Here is a 19,468-nt window from a genome sequence, read left to right as displayed (position 1 = left end):
CGTCCCCGGCGCCGCCCGCTCCCGACCCGGCACCGGCGACGACTCCTCGGGGAGCGCCGCCTCGGCCCTCGCGCCGCCTCGGCCCCGGCGCCTCAGCCCTCGCGCCGCGCCAGCACGTCCGCGAGCGCCGCCGTGAAGCGGTCGCTGGTCGCCCGGTCCCGCACCGCGATCCGCAGCCAGTCGCCGCCGAGACCGGGGAAGGTGTCCCCCCTGCGCACCGCGAAGCCCCGCTCCCGCAGCCGCTCCCGTGCCCGCGCACCCCCCTCCACCCGCACCAGCACGAAGGAGGCCGCCGGCGCCCCGGCCACGCTCACCCCGGGCAACCGGCCCAGCAGATCGAGCAGATGAGCCCGGTCCACCGTCAGCCGCCGCGCCGCCTGCTCCGCCTCGGCCAGGGCCGCGGGGGAGCAGCAGGCCTCCACCGCGGCGAGCCCGGGCGCGGACACCGGCCACAGCGGCTGGGCGCGCTCCAGCCGGGCGACCGTCTCCGCGTCCGCGAGGAGGTAGCCGACCCGCAGCCCCGCCAGGCCCCACGTCTTGGTCAGGCTGCGCAGCACCACCAGGCCGGGGACGTCCCGGCGCCCGGCCAGCGACCCGGCCTCGCCGGGCACCGCGTCCATGAACGCCTCGTCCACCACCAGGACCCGGCCGGGCCTGGCCAGGGCGGCGATCTCCTCGGCGGGGTGCAGCACCGAGGTGGGGTTGGTGGGGTTGCCGACCACCACCAGGTCGGCCTCCTCGGGCACGGCGTCCCGGGCCGCCCGTGTCAGCCGGAAGCCGTCGCGCGCGGCGAGCAGCACCCGCCGCACCGGGTGCCCCGCGTCCCGCAGCGCCGCCTCCGGCTCGGTGAACTGGGGGTGCACCACCACCGCGAGACGCGGCCGCAGCGCCCGGGCGAGCAGGACGAACGACTCGGCGGCACCCGCCGTCAGCAGCACCTCGGCGTCCGCGAGGCCGTGCCGGGCGGCCACCGCCCGCCGGGCCGCCCGCCCGTCCGGATAGGCGGCCAGGTGCTCCAGCGACGCCGCCAGACGCCGCTTCAGCCACGGCGGCGGGGTGCCCCACCGCACGTTGACGGCCAGGTCCACCAGGCCGGTCCGGACCTCCGCGTCGCCGTGGTGGCGCAGGTCCACCTCCTCGTCGTTGCCTCCGCCCGGCCGCGGAGGCATGGTGCGCGCCGGCTCAGTGGGTGTGCGCATGGTGGTGGCCGTGGTGATGGTGGTGGCCGTCCGCCGGGTCGTCCGGGTGGTGGTGGGGCTGCTGCGGCACGCCGACCCGGTCCTCGAATCCGGGCATCTTGACCCGGTAGACGCAACTGTCGCAGTTCATGCGCAGGTCGCCCCTGAGCGCCTCGTGGTAGCGCTCCATCACCAGGTCGGCCAGCTCCTCCGTGGCGCCGAGCACGTCCGCGCAGCGCACGTCCAGCTCCGGGTGGGCGTCGGCCCAGCCCTCCGCCTGCGCGACGACCCGGTCCGGCAGCACCCCGGTGAACAGGAAGTAGGGCAGGACGACGATCCGCTTGGCGCCCAGCCTGCGGCAGCGCTCCAGACCGGCCGGGACGTCCGGCGCGGCCAGCGACACGAAGGCCGTCTCCACTCCCGCGAGCCCCCGGCCCTCCCACAGCAGCCGGGCCACCTTGTGCACCTCGGCGTTGGCGTCCGGGTCGGTCGAGCCGCGGCCGACCAGCAGCACCGTGGTGTCCGCCCGGTCCGCCGGGGAGCGGCGCTCGCCCAGGACGGCGTCGATGCGGCGTTCGAGCACCGTCAGCAGCGCGGGGTGCGGGCCGAGGGGGCGGCCGTAGGCGTAGGCGGTGCCGGGGTGGCGCTGCTCCTCGCGGGCCAGCGCGGCCGGGATGTCACCCTTGGCGTGCCCGGCCGAGACCAGGACCAGAGGCACGGCCGCGAAGCTCCGCACCCCGCGCTCCACGAGACCGGCCACGGCGTCCGCCAGCGGCGGCGGGGACAGCTCGATGAAGCCGCCGCCCACCGGGATGCCGGGGTGCCGCTCGGCGAGCTGGGCGACGAACGCCCGGAAGTCGTCGGCCCCGGCCTCGTCACGCGTGCCGTGTCCGACGAGCAGCAGAGCGGGCTGGGTGGACGGGGTGGGCAGGGTCACTGCTGGGTCTCCTTGCTGGGTGCGGACGGGGCCGGGTGCTGCCATCGGTAGCCCCGCGGGGTGACCATGCGGCCGGCGACGGTCCGGGTGGCGGAGTTGCCGACGATCACCACGGTCATCATGTCCACCGCCGCCGGGTCGATCTCGGCCAGGGTGGTGACGGTGTGCCACTGGCCGGGCCGGGACGCGGCGCGCACGATCCCGACGGGGGTGGTGCCGGGCCGGTGACCCGCGAGGAGCGCCAGGGCCTTGGGCAACTGCCAGTCGCGGCCCCGGCTGCGCGGATTGTAGAACGTCACCACCAGGTCGGCCTCGGCGGCCGCGCGCACCCGGCGCTCGATCACCTCCCACGGGGTGTGGAGGTCGGACAGGCTGATCGCGACGTGGTCGTGGCCGAGCGGCGCGCCGAGGAGCGCGCCCGCGGCCAGCGCGGCGGTGACCCCGGGGACACCGACGACGTCGATGTCGGCGCCCGCCTCGGCGAGCGCGGGGGAGGCCATGGCGTACACCCCGGCGTCGCCGCTGCCGATCAGGGCGACGGCGTGCCCCGCGCGGGCCTCCGCGACGGCGGCGCGGGCCCGGGCCTCCTCCGCGCCGAGGCCGCTCTCCAGGATCCGGGTGCCGGGGCGCAGCAGGTCCCGGATCTGGTCGACGTACTGGTCGAGGCCGACCACCACGGAGGCGCGGCGCAGCTCCTCGCGCGCCCGGGGAGTGAGCAGGTCGCGGGCGCCGGGGCCGAGCCCCACGACGGCCAGGCGCCCGCGGGGGCGGCGGCGGGCCACGGCGACGGTGCACATCGCGGGCCGGCCGGAGGGCGACGACTTGCGCTTGGGCACGACCAGCGCGGACCCGGGCCGCCGGGCGGGCGCGGCCGCGTCCCCCTCCGGCCCGGGCTCCTCGTTCTGCGGCGCACCGCCCTCCGCCGCGAGCAGGGCGGCGGCCTCCGCCACGCTCGGCGTGCCGACGGCCGACAGCGGCGCCGCCGAGGGATTGGGCACGGCCACCCGAGCGAGCGCCTCCGCGGGGAACGTCACCAGGGGCACCCCCAGCCGCTCGGCCGCCTCGACCAGGCCCGCCTCGTCCGCCTTGGCGTCCACCGACGCCAGCGCCGCCACGGACGCGGGGGACAGACCCGCGTCGGCGAGCGTGTGCCCGATCAGGTCGAGCACCTCCTCCGTGGGCACGCCCCTGCTGGCCCCCACCCCCACCACGAGCGAGGGCGGCCGCAGCACCGCGGTGCGCCCGTCCAGCGGCACCGCACGGTCGGTCACCAGCAGCCTGGCCACGCGCACACCACCCCCCTCGCCGCCGCTCGCCACGGCCCGCTCGTCACTGTCCGCGACCAAGTCTTGCACATCCTGTGACCCTGTGGCTATGGCTGGTGACGAAGCGTGATGCACACGCAGATCATCGGGGTGGGAATCACCACGGGGGGAATCATGACGACTCGACTCGACCACGCCGTCCACCGCGTCACCGTCCGCCTCGACGGGCGGCAGGTCCCGCGCGGGACGCACATGCGGCGGCAGGGCCGGAAGCGGCCAGACCGCGTCCGCCTCCAGGACGACGGGGGCGCCGTCCAGCACGGCCCGCGAGACGGCCGCGACCGCGCCCTCCACCGGCAGGCCGAGCGTGTCGAGGCCGGGCACGCCCACCGCGTCCGTGGCCGTGGTCACCACCGGACGGCAGCCAAGCACCTGCGCCACGCGCTCGGCCAGCTCGTTGGCGCCGCCCGCGTGGCCGCCCAGCAGGGACACCGCGTACTGCTGCGCCTCGTCGACGCACACCACGCCAGGGTCCGCCGCCTTGCCGCCGAGCAGCGGGGCGAGCAGCCGCACCGTGGCGCCCGTCGCCAGGAAGCACACCAGCCCGTCGCATTCGGCGAAAGCACGGGCCACGGCCTCCCGCACCGGTCCGGTGTAGACGCGGGCCTCCGCCGGCCACGCGGCGGCCAGACGGTCGCGGGCGGCGGCTCCCGCCGCGGTGGCTGCTATGAGGCCGATCACGCTGAGGCTCCTCGTGGGCGGTCCGGCGACGTCAGGGCCGGTGACGACAGGGCTGGCAGGGGCGGTGGCGGGGGAGGGGGCCCCACCGCAGGGCGACGCGGGCGGCACCGCGCTAGGCACCGTTCTCGCGCAGGGCGCGCCGCGCCCGAGGGTCGGCCCGCCGGAAACCGTGGAAGTGCCCGGGGTGGTAGAGGTGGGAGCGGGTCCCGGTCGCGCCGAGCGCGGGCCCGACGAGGAAGAGCGTGTGCTTCCACAGCCGGTGCCGCTTCACGGTCTCCTCCAGCGTCCCCACGGTGCAGCGCACCACCAGCTCCTCCGGCCAGGTGACCTGGTGGGCGACGACGACCGGGGTGTCCTCGCGGTAGCCGCCCTCGAGCAGCTCGTCCGCGAGCTGCCCGGACCGGGCCGCGGACAGGAACACGGCCATGGTGGCCCCGTGCCGGGCGAACTCCCGCACGCTCTCGCCCTCGGGCATCGGGGTCTTGCCCCCGCCGAGCCGGGTCAGCACGACCGACTGCGCCACCTCCGGGATGGTCAGCTCCCGCTGGGCGACAGCGGCGACGGCGGAGAAGGAGGAGACGCCCGGCACGATCTCCGTCTCCAGGCCCAGCTCGCGGCAGCGGTCGAGCTGCTCCTGCACCGCGCCCCACAGGGCAGGGTCGCCGGAGTGGATCCTCGCCACCCGAAGCCCCTCCCGCGCGGCGCGCTCGTAGATCACCAGCACGTCCTCCATGGACAGCGCGGAGGAGTCCACGACCTCGGCGTCCGCCCGGGCGTGCTCCAGCACCTCCGGGCGCACCAGGCTGGCGGCCCACACCACGACGTCGGCCTCCCCGATCACCCGGGCGGCGCGGAAGGTCAGCAGGTCGGGCGCGCCCGGCCCGGCCCCGACGAAGGTGACCCTGCCGATGTTCACAATTTTCCTCCGCGGAAGTCACGTCGAGCGGGAGCGATGAGCGTGGACAGGTAGGGCAGCGGCCCCTCGGCGAGCTCCTCGGCCGGGCGGATGGACTGCTCCGGCAGCCCCAGCGAGGCACCCCACACGGACCCCTCGGTGCGGCCCGTCTCGCGCAGCGCGGCCGCCACCTCCCCGGCCAGGCGCCCGAACTTGTAGGCCACCACGGTGCCGGGGCCGGCGAGCGCCGTCCGCAGCACGGACAGGCCCGCCGTCACCGGCACCAGGGTCAGCGGCTCGGTGCCCTCGGTCAGCACCGCGCCGCTGCGCGCGGCCAGATCCTGCATCGCGGTGACGCCCGGCACCGTCTCCACCGCCAGGCCGGGGACGAGCGCCGCCACGGTCTGCGCCAGATACGTGAAGGTGGAGTACACGTTGGGGTCGCCGATCGTGGCGAACGCCACCGTGCCGTGCTCCCGCAGCAGGCCGGCCACCCGCTCGCCCGCCGCGTCCCAGGCCGCCTCGCGGCGCGCCCGGTCCTCGCGCTCGTTCAGCGCGAACACCACGCGGACGACCCGCGCGGCGTCCACGTAGTGCAGCACGGTCGCCTCGGCGCGGCCGGGCTCCCCGACGCTCTCCCCCGGAGGAGGCGCCATCACGGGCACCACCACGACATCCGCGTCGCGCAGCGCGCGCACACCCTTGACGGTCACCAGCTCGGGATCGCCGGGGCCCACCCCGACACCCACCAGACGGCTCATCGGCCGGCCCTGCCCTTCTGTCCGGCTCCGCGCCCGGACCCCACCGGCTCCGGCCGTGTCCTGGCCCCGCGGGCCCGCTCCACCAGGCGCCGCGCCATCGACGGGGCGGCGGCCCAGTGCACATGCAGATAGGAGGCGTGCACACCCGCGTGGACGAAGCCCTCGGCGCGGCGCTCCGGGCGCACCACACCCCACGCCGGCGACCCGCCCCGGCCCGGCTCGCACACCGTGCGGTGGAACTCGTGCCCGCGCACCCGCGTGCCGGCCGCCGCCAGGGCGCTGTCGCCCACGGCCACCGCCTCCCGGTACCCCAGCGTCAGCCGCTCCGACATCCGCGCCTCCGCGTCCAGCACCCCGCACATCGGGCGCCCGTCCAGGGAGCGCGCCAGGTACAGCAGCCCGGCACACTCGGCGGCCACGGGCGCCCCCGAGGCGGCGAGTCCCGCCACGGCCGAGCGCAGCGCCGCGTTCTCCGACAGCTCCGGCCCGTACACCTCGGGGAAGCCCCCGCCGACCACCAGGCCGGCGGTCCCCTCGGGCAGCGACTCGTCGCGCAGCGGGTCGAAGGGCACCACCTCGGCGCCCGCCGCCCGCAGCAGCTCCTCGTGCTCGGCGTAGGAGAAGGTGAACGCGGCCCCGGACGCCACCGCGATCCGCGGCCCCTCGCCGACCGGGCCGCCCCGCGCCGGACCCTCCGCCGCCCGCGCCGCCGGGCCGCCCTCGGCGGCGGCGGCCCCCGCCCCGGCGGCCCCGCGCACCTCGGCCACCGGGTCCCACGGGGCGTCCGGCAGCGGGGGCGCGCTGCGCGCCAGGGCCAGCAGCGCCTCCAGGTCGCACCCGGCCCTGACCCGCTCGGCCAGCCGGCGCACCGCCTCCACGGCGTCGGCGCGCCGCTCCGCCACCGGGACCAGGCCCAGATGGCGGCTCGGGGCGTGCACCGCCCGCTCCCGGCGCAGCGCGCCGAGCACGGGCACGCCCGCGCAGTCCAGCGCCTCGCGCAGCAGTTCCTCGTGGCGGTCGGAGGCCACCTGGTTCAGCACCACCCCGCCCAGCCGCACCCCCGGATCCCAGGAGGCGAAGCCGTGCACCAGCGCCGCCACCGAGCGGGACTGCGAGGAGGCGTCCACCACCAGCACCACCGGGGCGCGCAGCAGCTTGGCGACCTGCGCCGTGGACGCCAGCTCGCCGTGGCCCGCCGCGCCGTCGAACAGGCCCATCACCCCCTCGACCACGGCCACGTCCGCGCCCGCCGCGCCGTGCAGGAACAGCGGCGCCATCCGCTCCGGCCCGCACAGGTAGGCGTCCAGGTTGCGGCCGGGCCGCCCCCCGGACCCGGCGCCGGCCCGGCCGGGGCCGCGGGAGACGGCCAGCGCGTGGTAGCCCGGGTCGATGTAGTCCGGCCCCACCTTGTGCCCGGACACCGCGAGGCCCCGCTCGGCGAAGGCCGCCATCAGACCGGTGGCCACGGTGGTCTTGCCGCTTCCGCTGGCGGGCGCGGCGATGACCAGGCGCGGCACGGCGCCGGGGGAGGAGGTCACCATTCGATGCCCTTCTGCCCCTTCTGCCCCGCGTCCATCGGGTGCTTGACCTTGGCCATCTCGGTGACCAGGTCGGCGGCGTCCAGCAGCTCGGCCGGGGCCTCCCGACCGGTGATCACCACATGCTGGCTGCCGGGGCGCTCCCGCAGCACCGCGACGACCTCCTCGGTGGACACCCAGCCCCAGCGCATCGGGTACACGAACTCGTCCAGCACGTACAGTTGGTACGTCTCGGCCGCCAGGTCCCGCTTGACCTGCTCCCAGCCCTCGACGGCCGCCTCCTGGCTGTCGGCGATGTCGCGCTGCACCCACGACCAGCCCTCGCCCATCTTGTGCCAGACGACCGTGCCGCCCTCTCCGCTGGCGCCCAGCACCCGCAGCGCGCGCTCCTCGCCGACCCGCCACTTGGCGGACTTGACGAACTGGAACACCCCGATCGGCCACCCCTGGTTCCAGGCGCGCAGCGCGAGGCCGAACGCGGCCGTGGACTTGCCCTTGCCCGGGCCGGTGTGCACCACCAGCAGCGGACGGTTGCGGCGCTGGCGTGTCGTCAGGCCGTCGTTGGGAACGACGGCCGGCTTCCCCTGCGGCATTACGCGGCCCTCCGTATCTCATGCACCAGCGCGGAGACGCTCTCCGCGCGCAACTCCTCGAGCCGGACCGCCACCCCGCCCAGCCGGTCGGCGAGCGCTCCGGCGAGCCCGAGCCGCACCGGCCCCGACTCGCAGTCCACCACCACGGACGCCACCCGCTCGGCGGCCAGCAGCCCCGCGCAGCGCGCCGCCGCGGCCGCGGGCTCCACCCCGCCCGTGGCCCGCCCGTCCGTCACCACGACCAGCAGTGGGCGGCGGCTGGGGTCGCGCAGCCGCTCCACCCGCAGCACCTCCCGGGCCCTGAGCAGCCCGGCGGCCAGTGGGGTGCGGCCCCCGGTGGGCAGTCGCTCCAGGCGCGCCGCGCCCGCCTCCACCGACGACGTCGGCGGCAGCGCCACCTCGGCGCCCGAGCCCCGGAAGGTGATCAGACCGACCTTGTCCCGCCGCTGGTAGGCGTCGAGCAGCAGCGACAGCACCGCGCCCTTGACGGCGCCCATCCGCTGCCGGGCCGCCATGGAGCCGGAGGCGTCCACCAGGAACAGGACGAGGTTCGACTCCCGTCCCTCCCGGACGGCCTCCCGCAGGTCGTCCCGCCGCACCACCAGGCCGGGCCCGCCGCGGCCGCGCGCCCGCTGGTGCGGGGCGGCCGCCCGCACGGTCGCCGCCAGGTGCAGCTTCGTCAGCGGGCCGTGGGGGCGCCGGGCGCCGGTCGTCCTGCCGTGCGCGGTGCGGGCCCGCGACCGCCGGCCCGCGGCGCCCTCGCCCACCCCGGGCACCGTCAGCGCCCGCGCCCGGAACGGCTCCGCCGCCCTGGCGGGCTGCTGCTCGCCCGAGCCGCCGCGGCCCTCGCCGGGCTCCTCGTTCTCCGCGGAGCCCCGGGGCGGGGCGATCCCGGGTCCGCCGTCGCCGCCCTCGCCGCCCCGGCCGTCGTCACCCCCGCCGTCGTCGTCCCGGCCGTCGTCACCCCCGCCGTCGTCGTCCCGCGGCGGGCGCCCGCCACCGCCGCCGGGCCCGTCCGGGTCGGGGCCGTCGTCCTCGTCCTCGCCGCCGTGCTGCTCCAGGGTCTGGTCGAGCTTGTCCTCGTCCAGGCCGGGCGCGTCGAACGGGTTGCGGCGGCGGCGGTGGGGCAGCGCCAGCAGCGCCGCCTGCCGCACGTCCTCCGCGGTGACGTCCGTCCGCCCCGCCCACGCGGCGAGCGCGGTCGCGGTGCGGGCCATCACGATGTCGGCGCGCAACCCGTCCACCTCGAAGGCCGCGCAGGTCGCCGCGATCTGCCGCAGCGCCCGGTCCCCGAGCCGCACCGACGGCAGCAGCGCCCGCGCCGCCGCGATCCGCTCGCGCAGCGCCCGCTCCGCACCGTCCCACCGGGCGGCGAAGGCGGCTGGGTCCGCGTCGTACGCGAGCCGCCGCCGCACCACCTCCACCCGCTCCTCGGTGTCCCGGGAGGCCGCGACCTCCACGGTCAGCCCGAACCGGTCGAGCAACTGGGGCCGCAGCTCCCCCTCCTCCGGGTTCATCGTCCCCACCAGGAGAAAGCGGGCGGCGTGCCGGACGGACACGCCCTCGCGCTCCACGTAGGAGGCGCCCATGGCGGCGGCGTCCAGCAGGAGGTCCACCAGGTGGTCGTGGAGCAGGTTGACCTCGTCGACGTACAGCACGCCCCGGTGCGCCGCCGCCAGCAGCCCCGGCTCGAACGCCTTCACGCCCTCCGCGAGCGCCCGCTCGATGTCCAGGGCACCCACCAGCCGGTCCTCCGACGCGCCGACGGGCAGCTCCACCATCCGCGCGGGCCGCGCCGCCCCGGGGCCGGCCTCGTGCGGCCCGTCGGGGCATCCCGGGTCGGGCGCGGCCGGGTCGCAGGAGAAGCGGCAGCCGGGCACCACGTCCACCTCGGGCAGCAGCGCGGCCAGCGCCCGCACCGCCGTCGACTTGGCGGTGCCCTTCTCCCCGCGCACCAGCACGCCGCCGACCGCCGGGGAGACGGCGTTGAGCAGCAGCGCCAGCCGCAGGTCGTCCATGCCGACGATCGCGGTGAAGGGGTAGGGGGTGCTCACACGGCCTCCTCGGGGTTGCGGGCACGGCGGGACACGGCGGCGCGGACCGGGCGGACGGGGGTCACTCGTCGCCCTCCAGATCGCCTTCGAGCTCCAGGTAGATCTCCCGGAGCCGCTCCAGGGTCTCCTGGTCCGGCTCCGCCCACAGTTGCCGGTCGGCGGCCTCGAGCAGGCGCTCGGTGATGCCGCGCAGCGCCCACGGGTTGGACTTCCGCATGAAGTCCTGGTTGTCCGCGTCGAAGACGTACTCGGCGGCGAGCCGCTCGTACATCCAGTCGTCCACGACCCCGGCGGTGGCGTCGTAGCCGAACAGGTAGTCCACGGTGGCGGCCATTTCGAAGGCCCCCTTGTAGCCGTGGCGCCGCATCGCCGCCATCCACCGCGGGTTCACCACCCGCGCCCGGAACACCCGGTGCGTCTCCTCGCCCAGCGTCCGCGTCCTGACCTGGTCCGGGGTCGCGCTGTCCCCGACGTACGCCTCCGGGTTGGCGCCCGTCAGGTGCCGCACCATGGCGACCATCCCGCCGTGGTACTGGAAGTAGTCGTCGGCGTCCGCGATGTCGTGCTCCCTGGTGTCCACGTTCTTCGCGGCCACCTGGATGCGCCGGAACGCCGTCTCCATGTCGCCCCGCGCCGCGCGCCCGTCCAGGCCCCGCCCGTACGCGTAGCCGCCCCACACCGCGTACACCTCGGCCAGGTCGGCGTCCGAGCGCCAGTTCCGCGCGTCGATCAGGGGCAGCAGGCCCGCGCCGTACGCGCCCGGCTTGGAGCCGAAGACGCGGGCCGTGGCGCGGCGCCGGTCGCCGTGCTCCGCCGTGTCCTGCTCCACGTGCGCCCGCACGAAGTTGCGGTCGGCGGGCTCGTCGAGGTCGGCGACGGCCCGCACCGCGTCGTCCACCAGCGCCACCACGTGCGGGAAGGCGTCGCGGAAGAAGCCGGAGATGCGCACGGTCACGTCGATCCTGGGCCGCCCCAGCTCCTCGAGCGGCACGATCTCGAAGCCCGTCACCCGCCGCGAGGCGTCGTCCCACACCGGGCGGCAGCCCAGCAGCGCCAGGATCTCGGCGATGTCGTCGCCCTGTGTGCGCATGCACGAGGTGCCCCACACGGTCAGGCCGACGGACCTCGGGTGCTCGCCGGTGTCCCGCAGGTACCTGGCCACCAGGGAGTCGGCGAGCGCCTGCCCGACCTCCCAGGACAGGCGCGACGGGATCGCCTTGGGGTCCACCGAGTAGAAGTTGCGCCCCGTCGGCAGCACGTTCACCAGGCCGCGCGTCGGCGACCCGGACGGGCCCGCCGGGACGTAGCCGCCGCGCAGCGCCCGCAGCACGTGGTCGATCTCGTCCGTGGTGCGCGCCAGCCGCGGCACCACCTCCTCGGCCGCGAACCGCAGCACCGCCACCGCGTCCGGCACCTCGCGCCCGCCCAGCACCCGCTCGACCAGCCCGGGCGCGGCGGAGGGCGCCCAGCCCGCCGCCTCCATGCCCTCGGCAAGACCGCGGCACAGCGCCTCCAGCAGGTCCACGGCGTCCGAGGCGGTCCTCGCCGGTCCGTCCGCCAGCGCGGTCAGCTCCCGCGGCACCTCCAGCGCCGCCCCCGGGGCGGCCAGCAGCTCCTTCTCCACCAGGCCGAACGAGGACGCCAGCGCCGCCCGCAGCCCGGGCAGGGCGTCCGCCCGGCCGCCCCACACCTGAGCGGAGCGCAGCACGGCCAGCACCAGGTTCACCCGCGCCTCGCCGACCGGCCCGCCGCCGAGGACGTGCAGGCCGTCGCGGATCTGCACGTCCTTGATCTCGCACAGGTAGCCGTCGATGTGCATGACGAACTCGTCGAACGCCTCGTCGTCCGGCTGCTCGTCCACATGCAGGTCGTGGTGCAGCTCCGCGGCCTTCACCAGCGTCCAGATCTGGGCCCGCACCGCCGGGGCCTTGGCCGGGTCCAGATCGCTGACCAGCGCGTACTCGTCCAGCAGTTGTTCGAGTCTGGCCAGGTCGCCGTAGGTGTCGGCGCGCGCCATCGGCGGCACCAGGTGGTCCACCACCGTGGCGTGCCCGCGCCGCTTGGCCTGGGTGCCCTCGCCGGGGTCGTTGACGATGAACGGGTACACCAGCGGCAGGTCCCCGAGCACCGCGTCCGGGGCGCACGACGCCGACAGGCCGAGCCCCTTGCCGGGCAGCCACTCCATCGTGCCGTGCTTGCCCAGGTGGACGATCGCGTCGGCGCCGAAGGAGTGGTCCAGCCACCGGTAGGCGGCCAGGTAGTGGTGCGACGGCGGCATGTCCGGGTCGTGGTAGATCGCGATCGGGTTCTCGCCGAAGCCCCGCGGCGGCTGGATCATCAGGACGACGTTGCCGAACCGCAGCGACGCCAGCACGATCTCGTCGCCGTCGACGTACAGCGACCCCGGCGGCTCGCCCCAGTGCTCCACGACGCCCTCGCGCAGCTCCTCCGGCAGCGCCTCGAACCACCGCCGGTAGTCCGCCAGCGGCACCCGCGCCGGAGCCGCGCGCAACTGCTCCTCGGTGAGCCACTCCACGTCGTGACCGCCCGCGGCGATGAGCCGGTGGATCAGCTCGTCACCGCTCTGCGGCACCTCGCCGACCCGGTAGCCCGCGTCCCGCAGCGCGTTCAGCAGCCGCACCGCGGACGCCGGGGTGTCCAGGCCGACGGCGTTGCCGACCCGGGAGTGCTTGGTGGGGTAGGCGGTGAAGACGACGGCGAGCCGCTTGTCCGCGTTGGGCCGGTGGCGCAGCGCCGCGTGCCGCACCGCGATCCCGGCCACCCGCGCCGCCCGCTCGGGGTCGGCGGTGTACACGGGGATGTCGTCGTCGCCGTGCTCCTTGAAGGAGAACGGGACGGAGATCAGCCGCCCGTCGAACTCCGGGATCGCCACCTGCATGGCCGCGTCCATCGGGGACAGCGCGGCGTCGGAGCCCTCCCAAGCGGCCCGGCTCGTCGTCAGGCACAGGCCCTGGATCACCGGCACGTCGAGCCCGGCGAGCGCCCCGACGTCCCAGGCCTCGTCGGCGCCGCCCGCCGAGGCGTCGGCCGCGACGGTGCCGCCCGCCGCCAGCACCGTGGTTACGATCGCGTCGCAGCGCCCCAGCAGCTCGTACAGGCCGGGGTCGGCGCCGCGCAGGGAGCCGCAGTACACCGGCAGGGCGTTGCCGCCGCGCTCCTCGACGGCGTCGCACAGCACGTCCACGAACGTGGTGTTCCCCGACAGCTCGTGCGCCCGGTAGAACAGCACGCCCACGGTGGGGCGCTCCGGCTTGGCGGCCCGGTCGCCGTGCACCCCGAAGACGGGCATGGGGCGCGGCGGCGCGAAGCCCTCACCGGTCAGCAGCACGGTGTCGGAGAGGAAGCGGGCCAGTTCGGCCAGGTTCCCCGGGCCGCCCTCGACCAGGTAGCGCAGCGCCTCGGCGACCACGCCCGCCGGGACGGTGGACTCGGCCATCAGCTCCGCGTCCGGCACGGCCTCGCCGCCGAGCAGCACCGCGGGCACCCCGGAGGCGCGCACGGCGGCGAGGCCGTCCTCCCAGGCGCGCTTCCCGCCGAGCAGCCGCACCACGGCGACGTCGGCGCCGTCGAGCAGGCCGGGCAGGTCGTCCGCGACGTCGACGCGCGCGGGGTTGCCGATCCGGTACCCGGCGCCGGACGCCCGGGCGGCCAGCAGGTCCGTGTCGGCGGTGGACAGCAGCAGAACGGTGGTCACGCGCCCTCCTGGTTCATAGCTCCGCCGCGAGGCGAATCCTGCGAATATCCGATGATGTGTGCATCCCGGGCGGTCGGTGCGGGAGCGGCTCCCGCACGCCCGGCGGCCCTCCCGGCGGCGCCCCCGCTCACGGCGCCCCCGCTCACGGCGCCCCCGGCGGAACGAACGGCAGGCCCTCCGGCACGCCGTCCTCGATCAGCCGCAGCAGCGCGCCGGTGTCGGCGTGCTCCTCCACCAGGTCGCCCAGGCGGTCGAGCTGCTCCTCGCGCAGCTCCCCGAACCGGGTGTCCGGCGCGGGCTCGAACGCCCGCCCGGCGTCGGCCGCCACCCGGCGCAGGAACGCCCTGCGGAACCCGTCGTTCTCCAGCGCCCCGTGCCAGGTCGTGCCCCACACCGCGCCCACCCGGCAGCCGTCGAGGAACGGCTCGCCGCCGAGCACCTCCACCACCCCGTGGTGGATCTCGTAGCCGTGCACGGTCTCGTCCAGCGCCCGCCCGGTCGGCCGGGCCAGGGTCTTGTCCGGCGCGAAGACGGTGCGCACCGGCAGCAGCCCGAGCCCGTCCACCGCGCCCGCGCGGGACTCCACGTCGTCCTCGATGCTCGCGCCGAGCAGTTGGTAGCCGCCGCACACCCCCAGCACGGGGCGGCCCTCGGCGGCCCGGCGGGCCAGCGCCTCGGCGAAGCCGCGCTCCCGCAGCCAGCGCAGCGCCCGGACGGTGCCGCGCGTGCCCGGCAGCACCACCAGGTCGGCGTCGGCGAGCTCCTCGGGCCGCTCCACGAAGCGCACCAGCACCCCGGGCTCGGCGGCCAGCGCGTCCACGTCGGTGAAGTTCGACAGCAGCGGCACCGCCGCGACCGCCACCCGCAGCGTCTCGCGGCCGTGCGGGGGAGCGGCGGCCGCCCCGGAGCGCCGGGCGAGGCCGAGGCCGTCCTCCTCGTCGATGCCGAGCCCGGGCACCATCGGCAGCACCCCGAGCACCGGGCGGCCGGTCAGCCGCCGCAGGCTCTCCAGGCCCGGCTCGAGCAGCGTCACGTCGCCGCGGAACTTGTTGACCACGAACCCCGCCAGGTGCCGCTGGTCGGTCCCGGACAGCAGCGCCACCGTGCCGTACAGCGACGCGAACACCCCGCCCCGGTCGATGTCCCCGACCAGCACCACCGGCAGGCCCGCCGCCGTGGCCAGGCCCATGTTGACGATGTCGGTGCGCCGCAGGTTGATCTCGGCGGGGCTGCCCGCGCCCTCGCAGATCACCGCGTCGTACTCCCGCCGCAGCCCCTCCAGGCACTCCAGGACGGTGCCGAACAGCTCGCGCTGCCGCCCGTCGTGGTAGCCGCGGGCGCTCAGCTCGCCGACCGGGCGGCCGAGCAGCACCACCTGGCTGCTGCGGTCGCCGCCCGGCTTGAGCAGCACGGGGTTCATCGCGGCGGTCGGCTCGACGCGCGCGGCCTGCGCCTGCATGGCCTGCGCGCGGCCGATCTCGGCGCCCTCGCGGGTGACGAAGGAGTTCAGCGACATGTTCTGCGCCTTGAACGGGGCGACCTTCACCCCCTTGCGCACCAGCCACCGGCAGATCCCCGCGGTGACCACGCTCTTGCCCGCGTCGGAGGCCGTCCCGGCCACCAGCAGTCCGCCACCCGTCACCGCGTCCGCCTCCCCGATCCCGATACCGATCCCGACCCCGTGCCCGCCGCTCCCTCGCGTCCCGCCGCCCGCCGCACCACGGCGCGCACCACCGCGCGCCGGGCGCAGTGCCCGGCCACCGCCGCGCCGAGCGCGAGCGCCCCCACGCGCGCCGACAGACGCACCGCGCGCTCGACGTCCGCCACCGCGACCGGCCGCCCCTCGGCGCCCAGCACCGGCCGGTGCTCCACCCGCCCGCCGTAGGACAGCGTCCCGCCGAGCCGCACCCCGAGCGCCCCGGCGAACGCGGCCTCGGCCCGCCCCGCGTTGGGGCTTGGGTGGCGGTGCCCGTCCCGCCGCCACGCCCGCAGCGCGCCGCGCCGGTCGGGGGCGGCCAGCACCGTGAGCGCTGCGGTGAGCCGGGCGCCCGGCCAGCCCACCGCGTCGTCCAGGCGGGCGGCGGCCCAGCCGAACCGCAGGTGGCGGGGGGAGCGGTGGCCGACCATCGCGTCCAGCGTGTTCACCGCGCGGAAGCCCAGCAGCCCCGGCACGCCCGCGAGCGCCCCCCACACCAGCGCGCCCACCACGGCGTCGGAGGTGTTCTCCGCGACGGACTCCACCACGGCGCGGGCGATCCCGTCGGCGTCCAGGGCCATGGGGTCGCGTCCGCACAGGTGCGGCAACCGCTCCCGCGCCGCGGCCAGGTCCCCGGCGTCCAGCGCGGCGGCGACGGCGCGGGCCTCCCGGGCCAGCGAGGTCCCGCCGAGCACGGTCCAGGTCGCGGCGGCGGTCAGCGCGGCGGAGGGCAGCGCCCGGCCGCGCGCCGCGCGGGCCAGCGCCGCGGCGCCCGCGTCGACCCCGCCGGCGCACACGGCGGTGTGGACGGCGCCCGCGGCGCGGTGGTCGCGCCACAGGCGGTGTTCGAGCGCGCCCGCGGCCCGGCCGAACGCGGCCACCGGGTGCCCCCGTCGGGGGTCGCCGAGCAGCAGGTCACCGGCGTAACCGAGCGCCACCCCGAGCGTGAACGACGCGGAGGCGGTCGAGGAGGAGGGGCCCACTGGTCAGCCCGTCGGGCGGTGGCCTCGTGCGGGGGCGGGCGGTGCGGGTGGTCGGCTGGAGCCGGGCATGGCAGATGTCCTCACTCAGGGTCCGCGCCCTGGTTCGACGTGACCGGCGGTGAGAGTCTCCTGGCTCCCGGATCGACGCTCCCTCCGGTCTTCCAGCCGTTTCCGACCGTGACCTCGGGTGGAGGGACGCTCCCCGGTGACAGTGGCGGGACCGCGCCGGATTCTCACCGGCTTCCTCTCCTGCCGCCGCATGGCGGCTCCGATACCACCACGTGGCGGGAGAGGCCGTCAACTCCGCCCCGTGACGCGAGAGCGGGGTGCGTCAGCGCCGTGAGCAGCGCCGACGCACCCCGAGTGCGGTCAATTCCCGGGCCCGTGAAGGGCTTGGCCGCAAGCCCGCGCAGGGGGGCGGCCGGCCATCCCCGGGGCCTGCCGGGACGTCAGGAGACGATCAGGTGGATGCCGTAGGCCACGGCCGCGGCGCACAGCGCGAAGCAGGTGTACGCGCCGGTGCGCGCCACCGCGCCGGAGGCGCCGCCGGTGGCGGTCGCCTGCCGGGACATGCCGATGATGCCCAGGGTGAACAGGCCCACGAGGCCGACGGTGACGACGACGCTGACGCCGAACACCGCGCCGAGGGCGGCCCAGTCGATGTGCACGGGAAGACTCCAGGAAGGGGGGAGGCCGTCAGGGGGGAGGCCGGGCGAGGGGTCAGGCGGTGGGGGCCGCGGCGGGCGCGGGCTCGGCGGCGGGGGCGGGGACGGACGCGGCCATCGGCGCGGGAGCGGCCGGGGCGGTGTCCGTGCCCGGGACGACCGGCACCACGGTGACCTCGTCCACGGCGGCGGGCTCGTCCACCTCGTTGACGTTGTCCGCGTGCACCGGCTTGCGGCGCGAGGCCAGCCAGATCGCGGAGCAGGCCAGGATGCCGAGCACGGCCACGGCGGCGACCCCGGCGTCGCCCTGGTCGGCGAGGAGGGCGGCGGCCGCGGCGACCGAGCCCGCGGCCGGGAGGGTCAGCAGCCAGGCGGTGGCCATGCGGCCCGCCACGCCCCAGCGCACCGGGGCGCCCTTGCGGCCGACGCCGGAGCCGAGCACCGCGCCGGAGCAGACCTGGGTGGTGGACAGCGCGAACCCGATGTGGGAGGAGCTGAGGATGACCGCGGCGGCGCCGGTCTGGGCGGCGAAGCCCTGCGGCGGCTCGATGTCGGTCAGGCCCTTGCCCATGGTGCGGATGATGCGCCAGCCGCCGAGGTAGGTGCCGAGCGAGATGGCCAGGCCGGCGGAGACGATGACCCACAGCGGCGGGTCGGCGTCGGCGCCCAGCGCGCCGCCGCTGATCAGCGCCAGGGTGATCACACCCATGGTCTTCTGGGCGTCGTTGGTGCCGTGGGCCAGGGAGACCAGCGCGGCGGAGGTGATCTGCCCGGCGCGGTAGCCCTTGGACGACGCCTTCTCGTCCAGGCCGCGGCCGAGGCGGTAGGTGAGGCGGGTGGCGAGGGCCGCGGCGCAGCCGGCCACGATCGGCGCGGCGACGGCGGGGATGAGGACCTTCATCATCACCTTGTCGCCGTTGACGCCGTCGAGGCCGACCGAGACGACCGTGGCGCCGATCAGGCCGCCGAACAGGGCGTGGGAGGAGCTGGACGGCAGCCCGGCGAGCCAGGTGAGCAGGTTCCACACGATCGCTCCGACCAGACCGGCGAAGATCACTTCCGGTTGGACGCCTGCCGCTTCGTCGATGATGCCGCCGGAGATGGTCTTGGCGACCTCCACCGACAGGAACGCTCCGACGAGGTTGAGCACCGCGGACATGGCCACCGCGGCCTTGGGCTTCATCGCCCCGGTGGAGATGGTGGTCGCCATCGCGTTGGCCGTGTCGTGGAAGCCGTTCGTGAAGTCGAACACGAGGGCCGTAATGATCACGATCCCGATGAGAAGCGTGATGTGTTCCATGCACCCAGGCAATCTTCGAGAGGGTCGGTGGCGTGGCGACCGTACGGAATTCGGATGAACGGAAGGTGAACGCGGATTGGCGTGGCGGTGCGCCGCCTCCGCGGCCCGGATTCCTCGGGGTTGTGCGCCCGTATATGTGACATGTGTCACTTTTCTCGGGTGTCGCATCGGGGAGCTGACGACGCGCCGTGCGCGCCCTGCGCGCCGTATCGTCACCGACCCCGCGCGCCAGGGATGTGCGCTCCCAGCGCACTCCGCCGGGAAACGCCCCCTGCCCGGGAACGCTCAACCGAGAACACGCCCCCCCCACGCCCCGCCCGGGGACACCACCCGCACACCGGCCGCCCCCGCCCCGCACCCTCTCCCGCCCGCCGCCCCGCCGCCCGTAAGGTCGCCGCATGGCAGTGAACGCGGATCTCATGCGCGCCTGGGAGCAGGTCACCGCGACGGCGCGGCGGATGACCGAGGACGGGCTGGTCGTCGGCACCTCGGGCAACGTCTCCGCACGCGTGGGCGACCTGGTCGTCGTCACCCCCACCGGGGTGCGCTACCACGAACTCGGCCCCGGCCACCTGGTCGCGGTGGACCTCGACGGCGCCCCGGTGCACGGCACCGCGCGCCCCACCAGCGAGCTTCCCATGCACCTCGCGGTCTACCGGGAGACGCCGGCCCGCGCCGTGGTGCACACCCACTCCGTGTACGCCACCGCCGCCTCCACGCTGGTGGACGAGCTGCCGACCATCCACTACATGGCGGCGGCGCTCGGCGGCCCCGTCCGGGTGGCCGCCTACGCCACCTACGGCACCCCGGAGCTGGCCGCGCACATGCTCGACGCCCTGCGCGACCGCACCGGCTGCCTGCTGAAGAACCACGGCACCCTCACCCACGGCGACGACCTGGCCTCTGCCTACGACCGCGCGCAGCAGCTCGAATGGATGTGCCAGGTGTGGCTCACCGCCCGTGCGGCGGGCAGTCCCGCGCTGCTTCCCGGGTACGAGATCGAGCATGTGGTGGAGAAACTGCGCGGCTACGGCCAACCCCGCTGACATCGTCCGCACCCTCGCCGCGGCCCGGCCGCCCGGCCGCCGGGCCCGCCCCTCCCGCGCCGACCCCGCCGCCCGGCACCGCCGCGCCGCCCTGGCGGCGG

General features: G+C 76.5%; 14 protein-coding genes and 1 riboswitch. Of the genes, 1 reads left to right on the top strand and 13 read right to left on the bottom strand.

Translation table 11 applies throughout. The features are described from left to right. Positions 1-92 precede the first annotated feature (92 nt). From cobC to ACYVO2_RS19940, 13 genes are all read right to left on the bottom strand, one after another. Positions 93-1,199: an Rv2231c family pyridoxal phosphate-dependent protein CobC gene (gene cobC / locus ACYVO2_RS20000; RefSeq protein ID WP_461009263.1), complete on the bottom strand. Its 1,107-nt coding sequence runs from the start codon at positions 1,197-1,199 to the stop codon at positions 93-95. Further along, the gene (locus ACYVO2_RS19995; protein WP_461009262.1) at positions 1,183-2,115 is read right to left on the bottom strand and encodes a sirohydrochlorin chelatase; all 933 of its coding nucleotides are present in this window, start codon (positions 2,113-2,115) and stop codon (positions 1,183-1,185) included. The genes cobC and ACYVO2_RS19995 overlap by 17 nt, the downstream gene beginning before the upstream one ends. After that, positions 2,112-4,121 carry a precorrin-3B C(17)-methyltransferase gene (cobJ, locus tag ACYVO2_RS19990; protein ID WP_461009261.1) on the bottom strand — a complete coding sequence of 670 codons (2,010 nt, stop codon included), beginning with the start codon at positions 4,119-4,121 and terminating at the stop codon, positions 2,112-2,114. The genes ACYVO2_RS19995 and cobJ overlap by 4 nt, the downstream gene beginning before the upstream one ends. A 112-nt stretch (positions 4,122-4,233) precedes the next feature. Beyond that, positions 4,234-5,037, bottom strand: coding sequence for a precorrin-4 C(11)-methyltransferase (cobM, locus tag ACYVO2_RS19985; protein WP_461009260.1), 804 nt, complete (start codon positions 5,035-5,037; stop codon positions 4,234-4,236). Next, entirely contained in the window at positions 5,034-5,777 is a 744-nt protein-coding gene (cobI, locus tag ACYVO2_RS19980; protein WP_461009259.1) for a precorrin-2 C(20)-methyltransferase, read from the bottom strand. The genes cobM and cobI overlap by 4 nt, the downstream gene beginning before the upstream one ends. Beyond that, positions 5,774-7,318, bottom strand: a complete 1,545-nt coding sequence (locus ACYVO2_RS19975) for a cobyrinate a,c-diamide synthase (protein ID WP_461009258.1) — start codon at positions 7,316-7,318, stop codon at positions 5,774-5,776. Before ACYVO2_RS19975 ends, cobI begins: the two co-directional genes overlap by 4 nt. Further along, a complete protein-coding gene (cobO, locus tag ACYVO2_RS19970; protein ID WP_461009257.1) occupies positions 7,312-7,908 on the bottom strand; it encodes a cob(I)yrinic acid a,c-diamide adenosyltransferase in 597 nt (198 codons plus the stop codon). The genes ACYVO2_RS19975 and cobO overlap by 7 nt, the downstream gene beginning before the upstream one ends. After that, positions 7,908-9,962: a putative cobaltochelatase gene (locus ACYVO2_RS19965; RefSeq protein ID WP_461009256.1), complete on the bottom strand. Its 2,055-nt coding sequence runs from the start codon at positions 9,960-9,962 to the stop codon at positions 7,908-7,910. The genes cobO and ACYVO2_RS19965 overlap by 1 nt, the downstream gene beginning before the upstream one ends. A gap of 61 nt (positions 9,963-10,023) precedes the next feature. Beyond that, positions 10,024-13,677 (bottom strand): cobaltochelatase subunit CobN, encoded by a 3,654-nt coding sequence (gene cobN, locus ACYVO2_RS19960; RefSeq protein WP_461009255.1) that lies wholly within the window; start codon positions 13,675-13,677, stop codon positions 10,024-10,026. A 142-nt stretch (positions 13,678-13,819) separates the two neighbouring features. Further along, a complete protein-coding gene (locus ACYVO2_RS19955) occupies positions 13,820-15,319 on the bottom strand; it encodes a cobyric acid synthase (protein ID WP_461009254.1) in 1,500 nt (499 codons plus the stop codon). Further along, positions 15,316-16,311, bottom strand: coding sequence for a cobalamin biosynthesis protein (locus tag ACYVO2_RS19950; protein WP_461009348.1), 996 nt, complete (start codon positions 16,309-16,311; stop codon positions 15,316-15,318). The genes ACYVO2_RS19955 and ACYVO2_RS19950 overlap by 4 nt, the downstream gene beginning before the upstream one ends. Before the next feature lie 167 nt (positions 16,312-16,478). Beyond that, positions 16,479-16,603: riboswitch (cobalamin riboswitch) on the bottom strand. A 202-nt stretch (positions 16,604-16,805) separates the two neighbouring features. Beyond that, the gene (locus ACYVO2_RS19945; protein WP_461009253.1) at positions 16,806-17,024 is read right to left on the bottom strand and encodes a hypothetical protein; all 219 of its coding nucleotides are present in this window, start codon (positions 17,022-17,024) and stop codon (positions 16,806-16,808) included. A 52-nt stretch (positions 17,025-17,076) separates the two neighbouring features. After that, positions 17,077-18,321 carry an inorganic phosphate transporter gene (locus ACYVO2_RS19940; RefSeq protein ID WP_461009252.1) on the bottom strand — a complete coding sequence of 415 codons (1,245 nt, stop codon included), beginning with the start codon at positions 18,319-18,321 and terminating at the stop codon, positions 17,077-17,079. Between the two features lie 398 nt (positions 18,322-18,719). On the opposite strand from ACYVO2_RS19940, the gene ACYVO2_RS19935 reads away from it, so the two are divergent. Continuing rightward, positions 18,720-19,367: a class II aldolase/adducin family protein gene (locus tag ACYVO2_RS19935; RefSeq protein WP_461009251.1), complete on the top strand. Its 648-nt coding sequence runs from the start codon at positions 18,720-18,722 to the stop codon at positions 19,365-19,367. The last annotated feature ends 101 nt before the right edge of the window (positions 19,368-19,468 follow it).

It is taken from the genome of Streptomyces capparidis, from assembly GCF_054782095.1.
This window is presented reverse-complemented; position numbering and strand designations above follow the sequence as displayed.

Coding starts and splice junctions, on each gene's coding strand:
- cobO (WP_461009257.1), bottom strand. CDS start 7,908: ATGCCGCAGGGGAAGCCGGCCGTCGTTCCCAACGACGGCCTGACGACA.
- ACYVO2_RS19975 (WP_461009258.1), bottom strand. CDS start 7,318: ATGGTGACCTCCTCCCCCGGCGCCGTGCCGCGCCTGGTCATCGCCGCG.
- cobI (WP_461009259.1), bottom strand. CDS start 5,777: ATGAGCCGTCTGGTGGGTGTCGGGGTGGGCCCCGGCGATCCCGAGCTG.
- ACYVO2_RS19935 (WP_461009251.1), top strand. CDS start 18,720: ATGGCAGTGAACGCGGATCTCATGCGCGCCTGGGAGCAGGTCACCGCG.
- cobC (WP_461009263.1), bottom strand. CDS start 1,199: ATGCGCACACCCACTGAGCCGGCGCGCACCATGCCTCCGCGGCCGGGC.
- ACYVO2_RS19940 (WP_461009252.1), bottom strand. CDS start 18,321: ATGGAACACATCACGCTTCTCATCGGGATCGTGATCATTACGGCCCTC.